This is a genomic window from Bradyrhizobium sp. USDA 4501 (genome assembly GCF_054062115.1).
Genome location: NZ_JBSSEX010000001.1, coordinates 4499482 through 4515653, shown reverse-complemented (window position 1 = coordinate 4515653; position 16172 = coordinate 4499482). Strand labels below are relative to the sequence as shown.

Genomic DNA, 16172 nt, shown 5'->3' with positions numbered 1-16172 from the left:
TTAGATGGCAAGCGACTCGCCGTGGAACAGCCACCCGACGAACGCAGCCAATGTCAGAGCGATCGAGGCGAAGATGCCGACCAGCTTGATCGTCGTGATCGCCTTCAGGATCGAGACAGACCGCGCCGCCGCATGCGGGTCGCCGTGCAGCAGCAGCCATACCAGGAGACAATCCTCGATCAGGTCGCTGAGCAGGTACACCGCCGGCACGACCAGGCCGAGCCACGCAGCGGACGGGTAGATCCGGCTGAGCCAGTGCGATGACGCCGCCCCCATCGCACCCGCCAGCGCCAGCATGACGATCAGGTCGAGCGGAAACAGGATCGGAAAGACATATTTCATCCGCAGATCGGACTGCACCAGCTCGCCGAGCTGGTCGCCGGTGTAGCTCAGCGTCTTCTCCGGAAAGCGGGTGCGGAACCTGCTTGCGAACACGCGATCGGAATAGCTGCCGACCCACCAGAACAGCCCGAACGCCACCACCACAAGTCCCAAGAGAATGGCCGTCACGAGAGCTTGAGGGCTCATGCCGACCTGTTCCTGTTACTGCTGAGGAAGCTGCGGGAAGCCGCAGGAAAGATGATCGCGTGCACCGCGGAGTCCCTGAAAGGGAGAAAATGTCGACGCATATGGCAATGATCGACGAGCAGATTTCCATCTTTTCCGAAGTGTTGCAATTGAATTTTGAGAGCGCCATTGGCGGCTGGCCCAAAGCATCGCGAACGCAATTGGGTCTCTCACGGACACTCCGTCACGGCCGGGCATCGGCGAGCTGAAGCGATGCCGTCCTTGGCGCAGCTTTGGCCGGCTGTGGCGAGATTGAATTCGAAAGCCAACGGCAGGCAACGCCGGCGCGCATCGCGCTTCGCTACCCGGCACCACCGGCGGTCACGCCGCCGCCACAGAACCGTCTTCAATTGGAGATTGAATTTTCACCGCATTCTGCCGTACATAGAGGCTGCGAATTTTCACGGCGGCCGCGAGGGCAACGGATGCCGAAGGATATTGTGATTTGCTGCGACGGCACCGGCAACGAGATCGGTGACAATATTTCCAACGTGCTGAAGCTGTTCCGCGTCGCCGACAAGAATGACCGGCAGCGAATCTACTATCATCCCGGCCTCGGCACCATCGGCCTGCAAAACGCCTGGGGCCGCTTCAAGCAGCAGATGCGCGGCTTGTTCGGGCTGGCCTTCGGCGCCGGTCTCGACCAGGACACGCTCGGCGCCTACCTGTTCCTGTGCCGAACCTGGGAGCCCGGTGACCGGGTCTGGATGTTCGGCTTCAGCCGCGGTGCCTACACGGTGCGCGTGCTCGCGGCCTTCGTCCATGTGATGGGCCTGCTGCCCGTCGACCAGCTCGACCTCGCGAGCTACGCCTTCGGCACCTACAAGAAAGCCAGCTCCGACGCCCAGAAGTCCGACGGCTCGTTCGACTATGCTCCGTTGAAGGAGGCCTGGCATTTCAGCCAGATTGCCGGCGGCCGCAACATCGATATCGAGTTCGTCGGGGTCTGGGACACCGTGGCCTCGATCATCGTGCCGCGACAGGACAATTTCCTGTTCGACTTGCAGACGCTGCTGTTCACCCGCACCAATTCCAGCGTCAAACGGTTCCGCCAGGCGATCTCGATCGACGAGCGCAGGCGCATGTTCCGACTCAATCGCTGGATCGAGCCGCAGAAATTTCGCTCGGATCCATTCGATCCGGCAACGGAGGTGGAGCAGGACATCCGCCAGGTCTGGTTTGCCGGCGTGCACTCCGACGTCGGCGGCGGCTATCCGGAAGACCAGAGCGGGCCGTCGAAGTTTCCGCTGATCTGGATGCTCGAGCAGGCCAAGGCAGCCGGGCTGCACATGGATCAGGCGCTGATCGATCATCTCGCCTGGGGGATGCCGTTGCCGCCGCACAAGCACGAATATGTGCCGCCGAGCGCGACCGCTCCGCTGCACAACTCGCTGACCGCCGCCTGGGAAATCCTGGAATGGATTCCGAAGAGCGACAAATGGAAGGAATGGTCGGAGCGGAAATCCTTCCTCGGCTTCTATCTGCCGCGCGGCGAGCCGCGGCCGATTGCGGACGGCGCGACCATCCATGCCTCGGTGTTGGAGCGCATGGAGAAGGATCCGGCCTACAAGCCGATCAATATGCCGATGACCTACAACGTCGAGCCGATGACGCCGCCCCCGGCTCCCCCCGCTGCAACGGCTTGACCGCATTACGCGTCGATCGCGTCCTTGATCCGTTTGCGGCTGAGCGGCAGCTCGCGCAGCCGCTTGCCGGTTGCATGCGCGATGGCATTGGCGAGCGAGACGGCGGCCGGGCCCTGCCCGGTCTCGCCGCTGCCGAGGAACGGCTGGCCGGGGCGGTTGATGATGTGGACGGCGATACTGTCGGGCACCGCATTGAAGCGCAGGATCGGGTAGGTCTGCCAGTCGATGCTGGTGATCCTTGTCTCGTCGAAGGTGACGCTTTCATAGAGCGTCCAGCTGGTCGACTGCACGATCGCGCCCTCGATCTGGTTGGTGATGCCGTCCGGATTGACGACCTGGCCGGCGTCGACGGCGGCGACCGCGCGCACCAGCCGGGCCCGCCCGGTTTCGCGATCGACCTCGACCTCGGATGCAATGGCGCAATAGGCGGCGAGATTCTTGTAGCGCGCGAAAGCGAAGCCGTAGCCGCGATTTCGCGGCGGCTGCTGTCCGCGCGTCCAGCCGAATTCCTCCGCGGCCTTCTCGACCACCGCGCGGCCCCGCTGATCGTCGAGATGCCTGAGCCGAAACTCGACCGGATCGGCGCCGGCGAGAGCGGCCAGTTCATCCATGAAGCTCTCGGTCGAGAACACGTTGTGATAGGCGCCGAGCGCGCGCATCGCGGAGATCCGCAGCGGCATCGCGGGGATGAAGTGATGCATCACATGCGCGTTCGGAAAATTGTAGATCGGAATCGCGTTGCGATCGCCGCCACCTTCCGGCAACGGCAACGGCTTTGGTGCGGGCACCGCGAATGATCGCGCCATGTGCTGGGCCGCAAGCAGCGCGCCGGCGCCGCCCGGCCGCATCGAATGGGTGTTGCTCCACACCGCAAAATTCCAGTCGGCGATCTTGCCGTCGGCCGTGAGTGACGCGCTCAATTTTGTCACCATCGCCGGACCATACGGCTCCCAGCCGTGCTCCTGCTCGCGCATCCACTGCACCCGAATTGGGCGCCCTGGCAGCACCCGGGCGATCAGCGCGGCGTCGGCCGCGGCATCGTCGGCGCCATTGTGGCCGTAACAGCCGGAGCCTTCGACATGGATCAGGCGGACGCTGGCGGGCGTCATGCCGAGCATCTCGGCGATCGCCTGCCGGTCGGGATAGACGCCCTGCGTGTGCGTCCACACCGTTATCGCGCCGTCGACGAATTGCGCGACCGCGCAGGACGGCCCGATCGAGCCGTGCGACTGGTAAGGCCGCGCATAGGTCGCTTCGAGCGACCGCGCGCCGCTCACCGTGGGATCGCTACGCTGCAAGATCGCGAAATCCTGAGAGGGCAGCGTGGTCAGCACGTTGGCCAGATCGTGCTGGTTCGGCAGTTTCGCGCTCTCCCGCCACTTCGCCGCGGCGGCCAGCGCGTGCATAGCCTTGACCGCCGAAAATTCCTTCTCCGCCACCACGGCCAGGAAGTTGCCGTCGCGCACGATTTGAATCACGCCGGGCAATTTCTCGATCGCGGCCGTGTCGCATTCCACGAGCTGCGCGCCGTAGCTCGGCGGGCGCACCACGCGCGCATGCACCATGCCGGGAAGCCGCATGTCCTGCACATAGGCGGCGCCGCCCGTGACCTTGGCCGGAATATCGACGCGTGGCACCGGCTGGCCCATCACCTTGAAGCTCGCCGGATCCTTCAGGCTCGATGTCGGTTGCGCCTGGACGTGCAACATGTCCGCGGCGACAAGCTCGCCATAGCCCAGACGCCGGCCATCGGGAGCGATGACGGCCGCATTCTCGGTTCGCAAGCCGTCGGGCGGCAAGCCGAAACGCTTTGCCGCCTCGGCCACCAGCAACATGCGCGCCTGCGCCGCGGCATGCAGGATCGCCGTGCCGCTGTCCTGCATCGAATGACTGCCGGACGTGTAGCCCTCGTTCGCCGTGAGTTTGGTGTCGGCGGTGATCACCTTCAGCGCATCGAAGGGAATATCGAGCTGCTCGGCCGCAATCTGCTGGAACGCGGTGCGGAATCCCTGGCCGAGTTCGGCCTTGCCCGTGAAGGCCGTGACCTGGCCATTGGCATCGATACGGATCCAGGAATCCAGATTGGGCGTTTTGGCCAGGCTGCCCGGCAACGCCGGGCCCTGCGCAGCCTTCTGCTCCTGCGCCACCGCATGGCGCAGCGAGAAGCTGACAATCAGCGCACCGCCGCCGGCCAGCACGCTGCGGCGATCGAGAATTACCGGCGCGGTCATCGGACGCTCCTGTCGCTTGCGGCGTCGGCCGTATCCATCAACCTGGTGGCGCGGTGCACCGCGCGCAGGATGCGCATATGGGTGCCGCAGCGGCAGAGATTGGGCTCCAGCTCGGCGCGGATCTGCGCATCCGATGGCTTCGGGTTGCGCATCAGCAGCGCCTGCGCGCGCATCATCATCCCGGCGATGCAGTAGCCACACTGCGCCGCCTGCTCCTCCATGAAGGCGCGCTGGATCGGCGCCGGCGCGGCCACGGTGCCGAGCCCTTCGAGCGTCGTCACCTGCTTGCCCTCGACCAGGACCAGCGGCGTGACGCAGGACAGCACCGCCTTGCCGTCGACGATCACCGTGCAGGAGCCACATTGCCCGAGCCCGCAGCCGAACTTGGCGGCATTGAGCGCCAGATCATTGCGCAGCACATAGAGCAACGGCGTATCCGGCTCCGCATCGACCTGATGATCCCTGCCATTGACCTTCAATGTCATCATGGCTTGCCTCGCTGTCTGGATTCCGCTGGCGTGTCGCGCGCCGCAAGCGACGTGGCCTGCACCGCCCGCGCATCGCGCACCGCCTTGTCGAGATTGGCCCACGCCGGCCGCTTGCCGAACCGCTCGCGCAGATAGGCCGTGAGCGCGACCATCTGCGTATCATCGATGCTGCTGGCGAAGCCCGGCATGATCGGGCTGCGCTCGCCTTCGACGGCGCCGACGCCCGACAGCACGATATTGAGGAGATTGCGCGGGTCGGGGCTTGCGATCGCCGTGCTGAGCGCGAGATTGACGCCGCCATAGGGCAGCGCGCGGTCGCCCTCATGGCAGGAGGCACACGCCGCGGCATAGATCGCTGCGCCGGCCGCATGGGTCTGTGCCGCATCATCGGAAGACGATTGTGCGACGACGTCGGCCGGCCGTTTGCGATCCGGCGCCGGCGCGCCCGAGATATCGGCCATGTACACGGAGATGGCCCGCACGTCGCTGTCGGGCACCGTCGCCAGATTGCCGATCACGGCGGCCATCGGCCCGCGCGCGGTGCCATGATCGGCCTGCCAGCCGTGGCGCAAATAGGCGTAGAGCGCGTCGGCGGTCCAGCGCACCGGGGCGTGCGAGGTGTCGTTCAGCGCGTAGGCGTGCCAATTGTCGACCTCGCCGCCCGCGAACTGCGCATTGACACGCTCGGCGCCGAGCGCGTTGCGCGGCGTGTGGCAGGCGCCGCAATGCGCGAGCCCCTCCACCAGATAGGCGCCGCGGTTCCATTCCGCGCCCTTCGCCGAGTCCTGAGGGGCATCGCCGCTGCGCAGATACAGCAGCTTCCACCCTGCAATCAGAGGTCGATAGTTCAACGGAAACGAAAGCTGATTCGCCGGCGGCGACGCGCGGACCGGCTGTCGCGTCATCAGGAACGCATACAGCGCCCGGTCGTCCGCATCCGAGACGTTGGTGAAATGGTCATAGGGAAAGGTCGGGTAGAGATGCTGGCCATCGCGGGCGACGCCGGAGCGCATCGCGCGGACGAACGCCTCCTCCGGCCAGCGCCCGATGCCGGTTTCGGCATCCGGCGTGATGTTGGATGAGAAGACGATGCCGAACGGCGTTGGAACCGGGAGCCCGCCGGCATAAGTCGCGCCGCCCTGCACGGTGTGGCAGGTGTTGCAATTGCCGATCGCGGCGAGTTCGCGGCCGCGTTTGACCACATCAGGGTCGAAGGTATCGGCCCGCGGCGGCGCAATCGCGGCAATCTGCGGCCGCCAGGCGACGGCAAAGGCTGCCGCCGCGCCCGCGACCAGCACGATCGCGGCAATGCCTGTGATGATCCGCAGCTGACCAGTCATGCTGAATTGAGTTTGTTGTTGGGACGTGTATTAACACCTTTCATTCCGGTATCGTTCGGCCAGAAGACCTCGATCACCGCCTGTTGACCTCAAGGAATCCTGGAAAATCCCAAAGGGATCGCGCAAGGGATCATGACCGCCCAGCCCGCCCTCGATCGCGCCTCCGCCCCGTCTCGCGATGCGCTGTCCATGCTCAGTTCCGTGTTCGGCCTGTCGGGCTTCCGCGGCGCGCAGGAAAACATCATCCGTCACGTCACCGATGGCGGCAATTGCCTGGTGCTGATGCCGACCGGCGGCGGCAAGTCGCTGTGCTACCAATTGCCGTCGCTGCTGCGCGACGGCTGCGGCATCGTGGTATCACCTTTGATTGCGCTGATGCGCGACCAGGTCGCGGGCCTCACTGAAGCCGGCGTCAACGCCGCGGTGCTGAACTCGACGCTGTCCTATGAGGAAGCCTCCGAGGTCGAGCGGCGGCTGCTCGCCGGCGATCTCGACCTGCTCTATGTGGCGCCGGAGCGGCTGCTCACGCCGCGCTGCCTCAGTCTGCTCGGCCAGGCGCAGATCGCGCTGTTTGCGATCGACGAGGCGCATTGCGTCTCGCAATGGGGCCATGACTTCCGCCCGGAATATATCGGCCTGTCCGCACTTGCCGAGCGCTTCCCCAAAGTGCCGCGCATCGCGCTGACCGCGACCGCGGATGCGCTGACCCGGAGGGAGATCGCCGAGCGGCTGCAGCTTACCGACGCGCCGCAATTCGTCGCGAGCTTCGACCGGCCCAATATCCGCTACGAGATCGTCGACAAGCAGAATGCGACCACGCAGCTGAAGAATTTCATCAAGGAGCGGCATGCCGGCGATGCCGGCGTGGTGTATTGCCTGTCCCGCGCCAAGGTCGAGGACGTCGCGGCGGCGCTGAGCGAGGCCGGCATTCCGGCGCTGCCCTATCATGCCGGGCTCGATGTCGGCGTGCGCGCCCGGCACCAGGACCGCTTCCTCAACGAGGACGGGCTCGTGATCGTCGCCACGATCGCCTTCGGCATGGGGATCGACAAGCCCGACGTACGCTTCGTCGCGCATCTCGATCTGCCGAAGAGCATCGAAGCCTACTACCAGGAGACCGGGCGTGCCGGCCGCGACGGCAAGCCGTCGGCGGCATGGATGGCCTATGGCCTGTCCGACATCGTGCAACAGCGCCGCATGATCGATGAATCGACCGGCTCCGATGCCTTCAAGCGCGTCTCGGTCGGCAAGCTCGACGCGCTGGTTGCGCTGGCTGAAACGGTGCATTGCCGCCGGCAGCGCCTGCTCGGCTATTTCGGCGAGACCCGCGCGGAGGATAGCTGCGGCAATTGCGACAACTGCCTGACGCCGCCGCGCGTCCGCGACGGCAAGGTGCTCGCACAAAAGCTGCTGTCCTGCGTCTACCGCACCGGCCAACGTTTCGGCGCCATGCACCTGATCGACGTGCTGGTCGGGCGGCTGACCGAACGGGTCAAGCAGTTCAACCACGACCAGCTGTCGGTGTTCGGCATCGGCCGCGAGCTCAACGAGAAGCAATGGCGCGCGGTGCTGCGCCAGCTGATGGCGATGGGCCATCTGCGCGCCGACAGCGATGCCTTCGGCGCGCTTGTTCTGACCGACAGCGCCCGCGGCGTGCTGAAGGGCGAGACCGCGGTGATGCTGCGTGAGCAGCCGGAGGGCGCGCGCAACCGCGCGGTCCGCGGCAAGTCGCGCCGCGGCGAGCTTGTGCCCGCGGCCGACAGCCCGGGTGGCGCCGCAAATCCCGCGTTGCATGCGGCGTTGCGCGCCTGGCGCTCGGATGTCGCGCGCCAGCGCGGCGTGCCGGCCTATGTCGTGCTGCACGATTCCACCATCGACGGCATCGCCGCGATGCGGCCGGACACGCTCAGCGAGCTGCGCAACATCGCAGGGATCGGCGACAAGAAGCTCGAGCACTACGGCGACGAGCTGATCCGGATCGTGAAGACGACAGGAGCGTGACCGGTCCTCTCCACGCCGAAGCGACGACAGTCGCTTTGGCCGGCGCTGAGACCGAGGGAGCCGCAGCTCAACGCTGGTCAGCGAGACAGCATTTCTTGTATTTCTTGCCGCTGCCGCACGGGCATGGGTCGTTGCGCCCGACATGGCGCAAGGGATTCCTCACGGGTTCGGTGTGGCTCCACAATGTATCGAGATCGTCCCCAAAGGGGGCATCCAGATCGTCGAAGGTCTCGTTGTAGCCGTAGTCGGTCCCTTCCATTTCCTGGACCGCATCCTTGATATAGCCGAGGCCAACTTCCTCGAATCGTGCGATTTCCTCGGGTCGCTGCTCGGCATCGACGAGCATTTCGTCGAACTCGCGGCGTTCTGTCATCCAATCGGGTATACGCCCGTCATCGAAAGCGCGATACGCCAAGGGCGCCAGCTCGCGCAACCCCAGGAGGGCAATTGCCTGCTGCCACGCGTACCAGGCATGGTTCTCGTCATCCGCCAGATTTTGCTCGTGGAATGCTTTGAGCAGGCGCTGCATGCGCTCCCGCCCGATCATCCCATTCCATGTGAGGAAGGTGGCCGCGCCGAGAACCTGCTCGCGCGCAAATTGATCGACGGACTGATCCACGACCAGACTCAACAAGGCGTCGACGTCCCCGTCAAAGACACCCGCGACAATGCGCGCCATGCTTTCGGTCAGGCAGTCACCCAACAGGTCATCAAGTTCGCTTTCGGGTCTGCGCAGCAGTCGCAGCAGGTCGCGGCAAACATCCGTGTCACGAGCTCCACCGAGGATGTAGACACCTCGGAACAGCAACCTGGCCTCATCGTCGGACAGTTCCTCGCCGTTCCCTGCCCGGGCGACGATGGCGCGCAGCGCGGGGGCCGCTTCTTCCATTCTGATCAGGCACATTCCGACTGCGGCCGCAGGCAATTGTTTCTCGGTCGCGACGGCCTCAAGATAGTCTTCGATCGGCCCCAAATCGCCCAACTCGAAGATAGCTTCTACTTCTTCCTTCTTCATGAGACCTCGATCTTCGCGGGCAGATGAACGGTCACGACAGAACAACTACCCGATCACCGCTTATCCCCATCTTCTCCCAGAGACAGCATAGGAGCTATTCGCTGGACGGCAATACGCTTGCTTGCGGGCCGCGCCGCCCTCGCCCTAATCTTTGCCTACCGCGTCCAACGAGGCGCGGACAAGACATAACGATATAGGGAAGAGACGGCCCATGGCTCAGGAGAGCACCGCGCGCAAAACTGTGCGCCCTGCCGAGACCGGAACGTTCGATGCCGTGGTGATCGGCGCCGGGTTCGCCGGCATGTACATGCTGCATCGGCTGCGCGGACTCGGCTTCACCGCGCGGGTCTATGAGGCCGGCGGCGGCGTCGGCGGCACCTGGTACTGGAATCGCTATCCCGGCGCGCGCTGCGACGTCGAGAGCCTGCAATATTCCTTCTCGTTCTCCGAGGAACTCGATCAGGACTGGAGCTGGTCGGAGAAATATTCTCCGCAGGCTGAAATTCTCGCCTACGCCAATCACGTCGCCGATCGCTTCGACCTGCGCAGCCAGATCGTGTTCGACACCCGCGTCACCGCGGCGACCTTCGACGAACAGGCAGGCACATGGCTTATCGAGACCGACCGCGGCGACAGGGTTACCGCAAAATTCTGCATCATGGCGGTCGGCTGCCTGTCGGCGCCGAACCGGCCGGCTTTCCCGGGCATGGCGGATTTCCGCGGGCCGATCTATCACACCGGCGAATGGCCGCATGAGGGCGTCGATTTCAGCGGCCTGCGCGTGGGCGTGATCGGCACCGGCTCGTCGGCGATCCAGTCGATCCCGATCATCGCGCAGCAGGCCTCCGAGCTCACGGTGTTTCAGCGCACCGCGACCTGGTCGGTGCCGGCGTGGAACGAGCGGCTGTCGGCGGAATATCTCAAGGAAGCGAAGGCGCATTATCCGGAGCTGCGCGCCAAGGCCCGTGCGCGCCCGACCGGCTTCTATTTCCAGTTCAACGCCCAGCCCGCCTTGCAGGCGAGCGAGCGGGAGCGCGAGCAGCAATACGAAGAAGCGTGGCAGCGCGGCGGCCTGCCCTTCCTCGGCGCGTTCGGCGATCTCCTGTTCGAGAAGGCCGCCAACGACACCATCGCCGATTTCGCGCGCGAGAAGATCCGCGGCATCGTCAAGGATCCTGCGACGGCCGAGCTGCTGTGCCCGCGAAACGTGTTCGGCTGCAAGCGGCTCTGCGTCGACACCAATTACTTCGAGACCTACAATCTGCCGCATGTGAAACTGGTCGACGTGTCGACGACGCCGATCGATCGCTTCACGACGGAAGGCATTGTCGTCGACGGCACCGAATACAAGTTCGACGCGATCGTCTCCGCCACCGGCTTTGCCGCCATGACCGGCTCGTTCGACAAGATCGCGATCACCGGCCGCGGCGGGCAGACGCTGGCCGAGAAATGGCGCGCGGGCCCGCGTGCCTATCTCGGCCTTGCCTCCGAGGGCTTTCCGAACCTGTTCATGATCACCGGGCCCGGCAGCCCGTCGGTGCTCGCCAGCATGATCCAGGCGATCGAGCAGCATGTCGATTGGCTGGCGGATTGCATCAGTCATATGCGCGACATCGGCGCCGGCACGATCGAGGCGGTCCGCGACGACGAAGACGCCTGGGTCGCCCATGTCAACGACGTCTCAACGGTCTCGCTGCGCTCGACCTGCAGCTCGTGGTATGTCGGCGCCAACATCCCGGGCCGTCCCCGCGTGTTCATGCCCTATATCGGCGGCTTCCCGATCTATGTGCAGAAGTGCAATGAGGTGATGAACTCGGGTTACGACGGCTTCGTGCTGCAGGGTGGGCGCAACGGCAATGCACCGCCGCGGGTGCGCTTCACCGAGCGCTGGCAGGTACCGCTCGACATCGAGGTGATCTCGCCGGCCGCGGTCGCCGCGAAGCGGGTTCCCGTGGTCTGAGTGCCGGCGGTATCCCCACCGGGATTGCGCATGATAGTGTCGCGCCGGTCCGCGCTTGGCATCGCGGAGCGCACGGGGGACGATGGCCGACACGGCATTGCAGGGACTGGTCGAGCGGATCGGCGCGGATCACGTCGTGCGCCGGCTTGGGATCGAGGCCGCGCATGAGAAGCAGGTGTTCGGCCAGGGCACGCTGCTGTTCAACGTCGAGAACTGGAAACTGGCGCCGCGGATCATCGAGACCGCGCTCAAGGTGACCGGCCTGCACGGCCGCGCGCGGCGTAATGCCGATAGGGTCGAAGTGCGGCACAATCTGGTGACGTCGGCGCGCCTGCCGGCGGCCTTCGACGGCTTCGCCATGCTTCAGCTCAGCGATCTCCATGCCGACATCAGCCAACGCGCGATGCGGCATCTGATGGACATCGTGAGCGATATCGCCTGCGATATCTGCGTTCTCACGGGCGACTACCGCGGCAAGACGTATGGGCCGTTTGAAACGAGCCTCGCGTTGATGCGGGATCTGTGCGCGCGGATCAAGCTGCCGCTCTACGGCATCCTCGGCAATCACGACAGCATCCGCATGACGCCGGCGCTGGAGGCGATGGGCATCAGGATGCTGTTCAATGAGCAGGAGTCGATCACGCGCGATGGCGCGACGATCCACCTCGCCGGGATCGACGACGCGCACTTCTACCGCACCGACGACATTGCAAGGGCTGCCACGGCGATCCCGCGCGATGCATTCTCGATCCTGCTGGCACATACGCCGGAATCCTACCGCGCGGCGGCGGCAGCCGGCTTCGACCTGATGCTGAGCGGCCATACCCATGGCGGCCAGCTCTGCCTGCCCGGCGGCATCGCGATCAAGCTCGAGGCGCGGCTGCCGCGCCGGATGGGCCGAGGCGCCTGGCGCTTCGGTGAACTTGCCGGCTACACCTCGGCCGGCGCCGGCACCAGCCTCGCGCCGGTGCGGCTGAATTGCCCGGCCGAGATCACCGTGCATACGCTGCGGCGGCTCGGTTGAGCTCCGCCCGTACCTGGCAGGCGCCCATTGCCAAAATATCGAAAACAACCCCATGCAAAGGAGTCGGCGGCCGCCCGGACGTCGCAAGGAAAGACGCGTGGCCGGTAGCCAGATGCAGTTGCCCTGCCGTAAGGACGGGAAGAGGGCGTAGCGGAGGTCTCAATTGCCCTTCTTCGCGTTCGCGCTCTGCTCGTTCACCGTGCAGGTGATCAGCAGCGTGTAGCCGCGCGCATTCTTGGCAATCTCGGCGGTTTCCTTCTTCATCTCCTCGCGCCACTCGGCGGTCCGGTACGCCACCGCGCTGTTGTCGAGAAAATCGCGCAGCGCGCCGGTCTTGATCGCGAAATTGATGTTCTCCGGGATGGTCCCCGTCGCCCGCGCCATCCTGACCGCGTCGAGTTTGGCAGCCACCACGCCGACCACCGCGCCGGTAAGGTCGAACAGCGGACCGCCGCTGTTGCCCGGCTGCACGGCGGCGCTGATCTGCAGATGACGGGTATCGTTGAGGATGCCACTCAGCGAAGAGACAATGCCCGTGGTGACCGTGAAATCGGATGTCAGCAATCCGTGATAGGGATAACCGATCGCCACTACGCCGTTGCCGACCAGGATGGGGTTTTGCCTGAGGCTGACGACATCCTTGAAAGGGGTCGGCGCCTGCAGCAACGCGAGATCATTGGTCTCGTCATCGGACACCAGGCGCAGCTTGACCGGCGCCTCGCCGCTCAGGTTGCCCGTGATCTCGCTGCAGCCGCCGACGACATGGTGATTGGTGACGACGTGGCCGCTGCTGCTGACCACAAAGCCGGTGCCGGTCCCCGATCTCGCCTGCTTCGCCGGCGGCGCGCTGGGTGCTGCAGCCTGCTGCGGCGGCGCCGCCGCAGCAGGCTTTGTCGCGACCGCGAACTCGCCGGCATTGGAGACGCCGTTCTTCTTCACCGAGACGACGCAGTTGAGCAGAGCCGGCAACAGCTGCGCGGTCTGATTGAGGTTGAACTGAAACAATTGTCCCTGCGCGAATGCCGTCATCTGGCGCGCCTTGCGGAACTGGTTGATCAGGCTGGAATTCACCGGCATCTCGACATTCACGAGCTGGGTGCCGAGCGGCATGCCGTAGACGTTGAACGCCGGCTGGCCGTCAAAGGTCAGCGCCAGCGGAAAGGCCTCGCCCGGCGTCAGACGCCAGCTGTCATGGGCAAAGCCGAGCCGCCAGCTGCCATTCTCGGCGATCGACACCATGAAGAAGATGCCGCTTTGATACGTGGTGCCCGCCGAGCAATGGGTGAAGGCGCCATTCTTGTCGTTGGTGAAAGCGCCGCCCTTCCAGTTGCCGACCGTGATCGAGCCGTAGGGACCGCGGGCGCTCGACGGAGTTGCAGACGCAAACAGCCACGCGGCCGCAACGGCCGCCCAGATCGCAACTCTCATGACGCGCACTCCCCCAGCCACAACCCATCATAGGAGGCGTCGAAATTCATCCGCAAGTGGTGCGCGGCTTGGTCTTTGGTCCTGCGGCCACGCAAGTCCGCCGCGGATGAGGCGGTCGCCACACCCTCAGGTTACAGAACCTATGTTCCTATTATGTTCCTATGTCAACCGAGGTACTGGCCGTATTTAAGCCCGTGTCCCAAGTTGAATCTTGGAGTGTCTTAATTCCGATTAAGCGAACGAAAACCGTAACTTGGCCGATGTTCTCGGCAAGACTACTGAGTCGCACGCCAGATGTTCTGGCTTTTGCAATCCGCCAAGTGTTCTCGCTCCACAGGGCAGAAGTGTTACCGGGGTTCTCCGTGGGTGAACGGAGTTCCAGCCTCCGCTACCGTCCCCCTTAGCATTCCGATGGAATAAGCCCGCCATCGCAGGGGTTGGAAGCTGAGGGAGGTCGACCAAGCCATGGAAAGCGAAAGTGCGCCTTCAGGGCCGGGTGAAGCCGCGTGGGAAGCGTTGACATTCGATGAGCCCGTCATCGTCGCGCTAGCTATTTGGGCCGCGCTATTGGTGGCCCACGTCATCGCGGCGTCGGTGTATTGGCGGGAGCAGCGCAGCCCGGAATGGTTGGCCGTTCTTGCGATCTTGGCCTACTGGCCAATCCTGGTGTCGATCATAGGTCTCGGCCTTGTTCTAAAATATCTGATCCGACCGCTGATCGGACAAATAAAACTGTTCCGGCGAAGGTCCGATATCAAAGGCGTCGTTGAGTAAGGCCGCCTCAGTTGGCGGCCTCTCCGTTTATGATCTCGATCCATCGGCGCAAGCTCGATTCAAATCGCTCGCGCACTTCTGCTTCCGAGTTAGCCGTCACGCCAAATGAGAGCGGCGCCTCCCTTCCTGTGGTTGCGATCCATCCTCCGCAAGCTCGCGGCTGAATCTCCGGCACGATCCCCGGCTTGGGGCTGAAACATAGGCAAATGCAGGCCCGGTCGAAGCGCCCTCTAATACGACACCATGACGTCGGAAGAGATGCGAGCGATGGCAGCACAGTGCGATGATGTGGCCGTGAAGCTACTCGCTCCCGAGCGCGCCATTGTCCGGAACGTCGCAGCCCAATCGCGTATGCTGGCACACCAATCCGAGATGCTACGTAGAGAGTGGCGATCAATCAGGCCTTCCAGCGAGACTGTTCCCCGTGACGCCCTCAAGGAAACGGCCCCAGCGCGTTGGAACGAACGCTGAGGCCGCCTTGCCGCGCCGCTGAGAATAAGGCGGCCCCGGCACGTAGCTAGCGCCGGGGCCAGAGGGATTGTCATTCCCATGAGAACTCGACCCTGCGCCCAATAGGTCTGTTCCCGCATTTGCATAGGAAAGTCAGCTTGCGTTTCATCGCAGATGCGATGCGGCACTCAAGCAAACGGCCCCAGCACTCGGGCAAGGAGGCTGAGGCCGAGGAGCGCTCGTGGGGTAGGGAAAGATTATGGACACCCCCGCGTGAGCTAGAACCTCGATGGTACGGAAGGGCATTTGCATATGTGAATGAGTGTCCTGATTTCCCCAAGCGAATGTCCTAACTGGGACAGCATCTCAACCGGGGTGCTGTCCGCATTTAGGCCCCGTGTCCCAAGTTGATTTTGGAGGTGTCCTGATTAGAAAGCGGCCCCAGCGCCGGGAGAGCGCTAAGGCCAAGTTGACGTTTCCAATGAGCTACGGCAGTTCAGCCGATCAGAAGCCAGCCTAAGCTGATGATGAACGCGACGAGCGATATCCCCGCCAAGCCTATGAGGCTGAACTCGACGCCATCTAAATCGGTCCTGAACATAATGTTCAAAGCATTACACGTCGGATCGGCGGGCGCTTTAGCGTATGTCAGTCAGCGGCTGTGTCCAATTTCCAGATTCCACCGGGCATCAGATGTCCTAATTCCCCTCTCCGAGTGCCCTAACCAGGACAGCACCTCAACCGGAGCATTGCCGCCAAGGCGGACGCTACTGCGGCTCCCCGACCGAGGAGCGCGCCGGCGGATTTGGATCGCTGAACCAGTACCAGGATGCGAGGGCATGGACGCCGACGCCGATCAGGAAGATGCCGGCATAGAGCTCGACCGCATGATTCATCGCCAGCAGGCGGGGATGCTGCGCGGCACCCTGGCTCTGGTAGGTCCAGACCCAGTGCCCCACGGCGACGATGCCAACGCCGAGCGCGGCGATGGCTCGGCCGGCCGCATTCATCATCCTCACGCGATGGTCTCCCAACTCGCCCGGCCAGGCAAAAATACCGGGCGAAGCTGACGCGGACCTGACGTGGGACATCGAACGTAGCCCGGATGGAGCCAACGGGTCGCGCGAACGCGCGCCCGATGACAGGCTCCGCCAAATCCGGGACTTTCTATCCGCGCTGCTGAAGCCTGCCGGACTACGCTTTGCTTCATCCCGGCTACGGACTTCTCTTCCCCTTCCCCCTGAAAGG

Annotated in this window: 12 protein-coding genes; 5 read left to right on the top strand and 7 right to left on the bottom strand. The window is 64.3% G+C overall.

Annotation, left to right across the window (positions count from 1 at the left end; all coding sequences use genetic code 11):
- Nucleotides 1–528 carry a hypothetical protein gene (locus ACVWZM_RS20680; RefSeq protein ID WP_210262845.1) on the bottom strand — a complete coding sequence of 176 codons (528 nt, stop codon included), beginning with the start codon at nt 526–528 and terminating at the stop codon, nt 1–3.
- A gap of 464 nt (nt 529–992) precedes the next feature.
- Between ACVWZM_RS20680 and ACVWZM_RS20675 the strand changes: the two genes are divergently transcribed.
- Nucleotides 993–2213, top strand: coding sequence for a DUF2235 domain-containing protein (locus ACVWZM_RS20675; RefSeq protein WP_057021189.1), 1221 nt, complete (start codon nt 993–995; stop codon nt 2211–2213).
- A 5-nt stretch (nt 2214–2218) separates the two neighbouring features.
- On the opposite strand, the gene ACVWZM_RS20670 is transcribed toward ACVWZM_RS20675, so the two are convergent.
- From ACVWZM_RS20670 to ACVWZM_RS20660, 3 genes are read right to left on the bottom strand one after another with little or no spacing between them, the layout of a single operon-like run.
- Complete coding sequence (locus ACVWZM_RS20670) at nt 2219–4444, bottom strand: xanthine dehydrogenase family protein molybdopterin-binding subunit (protein ID WP_057021188.1); 2226 nt, start codon at nt 4442–4444, stop codon at nt 2219–2221.
- The gene (locus tag ACVWZM_RS20665; RefSeq protein ID WP_057021187.1) at nt 4441–4932 is read right to left on the bottom strand and encodes a (2Fe-2S)-binding protein; all 492 of its coding nucleotides are present in this window, start codon (nt 4930–4932) and stop codon (nt 4441–4443) included. Before ACVWZM_RS20665 ends, ACVWZM_RS20670 begins: the two co-directional genes overlap by 4 nt.
- Nucleotides 4929–6272: a c-type cytochrome gene (locus tag ACVWZM_RS20660; protein WP_456854513.1), complete on the bottom strand. Its 1344-nt coding sequence runs from the start codon at nt 6270–6272 to the stop codon at nt 4929–4931. The genes ACVWZM_RS20665 and ACVWZM_RS20660 overlap by 4 nt, the downstream gene beginning before the upstream one ends.
- A 132-nt stretch (nt 6273–6404) precedes the next feature.
- Between ACVWZM_RS20660 and recQ the strand changes: the two genes are divergently transcribed.
- A complete protein-coding gene (recQ, locus tag ACVWZM_RS20655; RefSeq protein WP_456854511.1) occupies nt 6405–8273 on the top strand; it encodes a DNA helicase RecQ in 1869 nt (622 codons plus the stop codon).
- A 67-nt stretch (nt 8274–8340) separates the two neighbouring features.
- On the opposite strand, the gene ACVWZM_RS20650 is transcribed toward recQ, so the two are convergent.
- Nucleotides 8341–9288 (bottom strand): DUF1186 domain-containing protein, encoded by a 948-nt coding sequence (locus ACVWZM_RS20650; RefSeq protein ID WP_456815160.1) that lies wholly within the window; start codon nt 9286–9288, stop codon nt 8341–8343.
- A gap of 211 nt (nt 9289–9499) precedes the next feature.
- Between ACVWZM_RS20650 and ACVWZM_RS20645 the strand changes: the two genes are divergently transcribed.
- Both ACVWZM_RS20645 and ACVWZM_RS20640 read left to right on the top strand, forming a co-directional pair.
- Nucleotides 9500–11248 (top strand): flavin-containing monooxygenase, encoded by a 1749-nt coding sequence (locus ACVWZM_RS20645; protein WP_456854510.1) that lies wholly within the window; start codon nt 9500–9502, stop codon nt 11246–11248.
- Between the two features lie 82 nt (nt 11249–11330).
- Nucleotides 11331–12272 (top strand): metallophosphoesterase, encoded by a 942-nt coding sequence (locus ACVWZM_RS20640; protein WP_456854508.1) that lies wholly within the window; start codon nt 11331–11333, stop codon nt 12270–12272.
- A 159-nt stretch (nt 12273–12431) separates the two neighbouring features.
- Here ACVWZM_RS20640 and ACVWZM_RS20635 read toward each other — a convergent pair whose 3' ends face one another.
- Complete coding sequence (locus ACVWZM_RS20635; RefSeq protein ID WP_456854506.1) at nt 12432–13700, bottom strand: S1C family serine protease; 1269 nt, start codon at nt 13698–13700, stop codon at nt 12432–12434.
- 465 nt (nt 13701–14165) lie between these two features.
- Between ACVWZM_RS20635 and ACVWZM_RS20630 the strand changes: the two genes are divergently transcribed.
- Nucleotides 14166–14474, top strand: coding sequence for a hypothetical protein (locus ACVWZM_RS20630; RefSeq protein ID WP_229193518.1), 309 nt, complete (start codon nt 14166–14168; stop codon nt 14472–14474).
- A 1217-nt stretch (nt 14475–15691) separates the two neighbouring features.
- Here the strand turns inward: ACVWZM_RS20630 and ACVWZM_RS20625 are convergent.
- Nucleotides 15692–15937, bottom strand: a complete 246-nt coding sequence (locus ACVWZM_RS20625) for a hypothetical protein (RefSeq protein ID WP_456856722.1) — start codon at nt 15935–15937, stop codon at nt 15692–15694.
- Nucleotides 15938–16172: the final 235 nt, after the last annotated feature.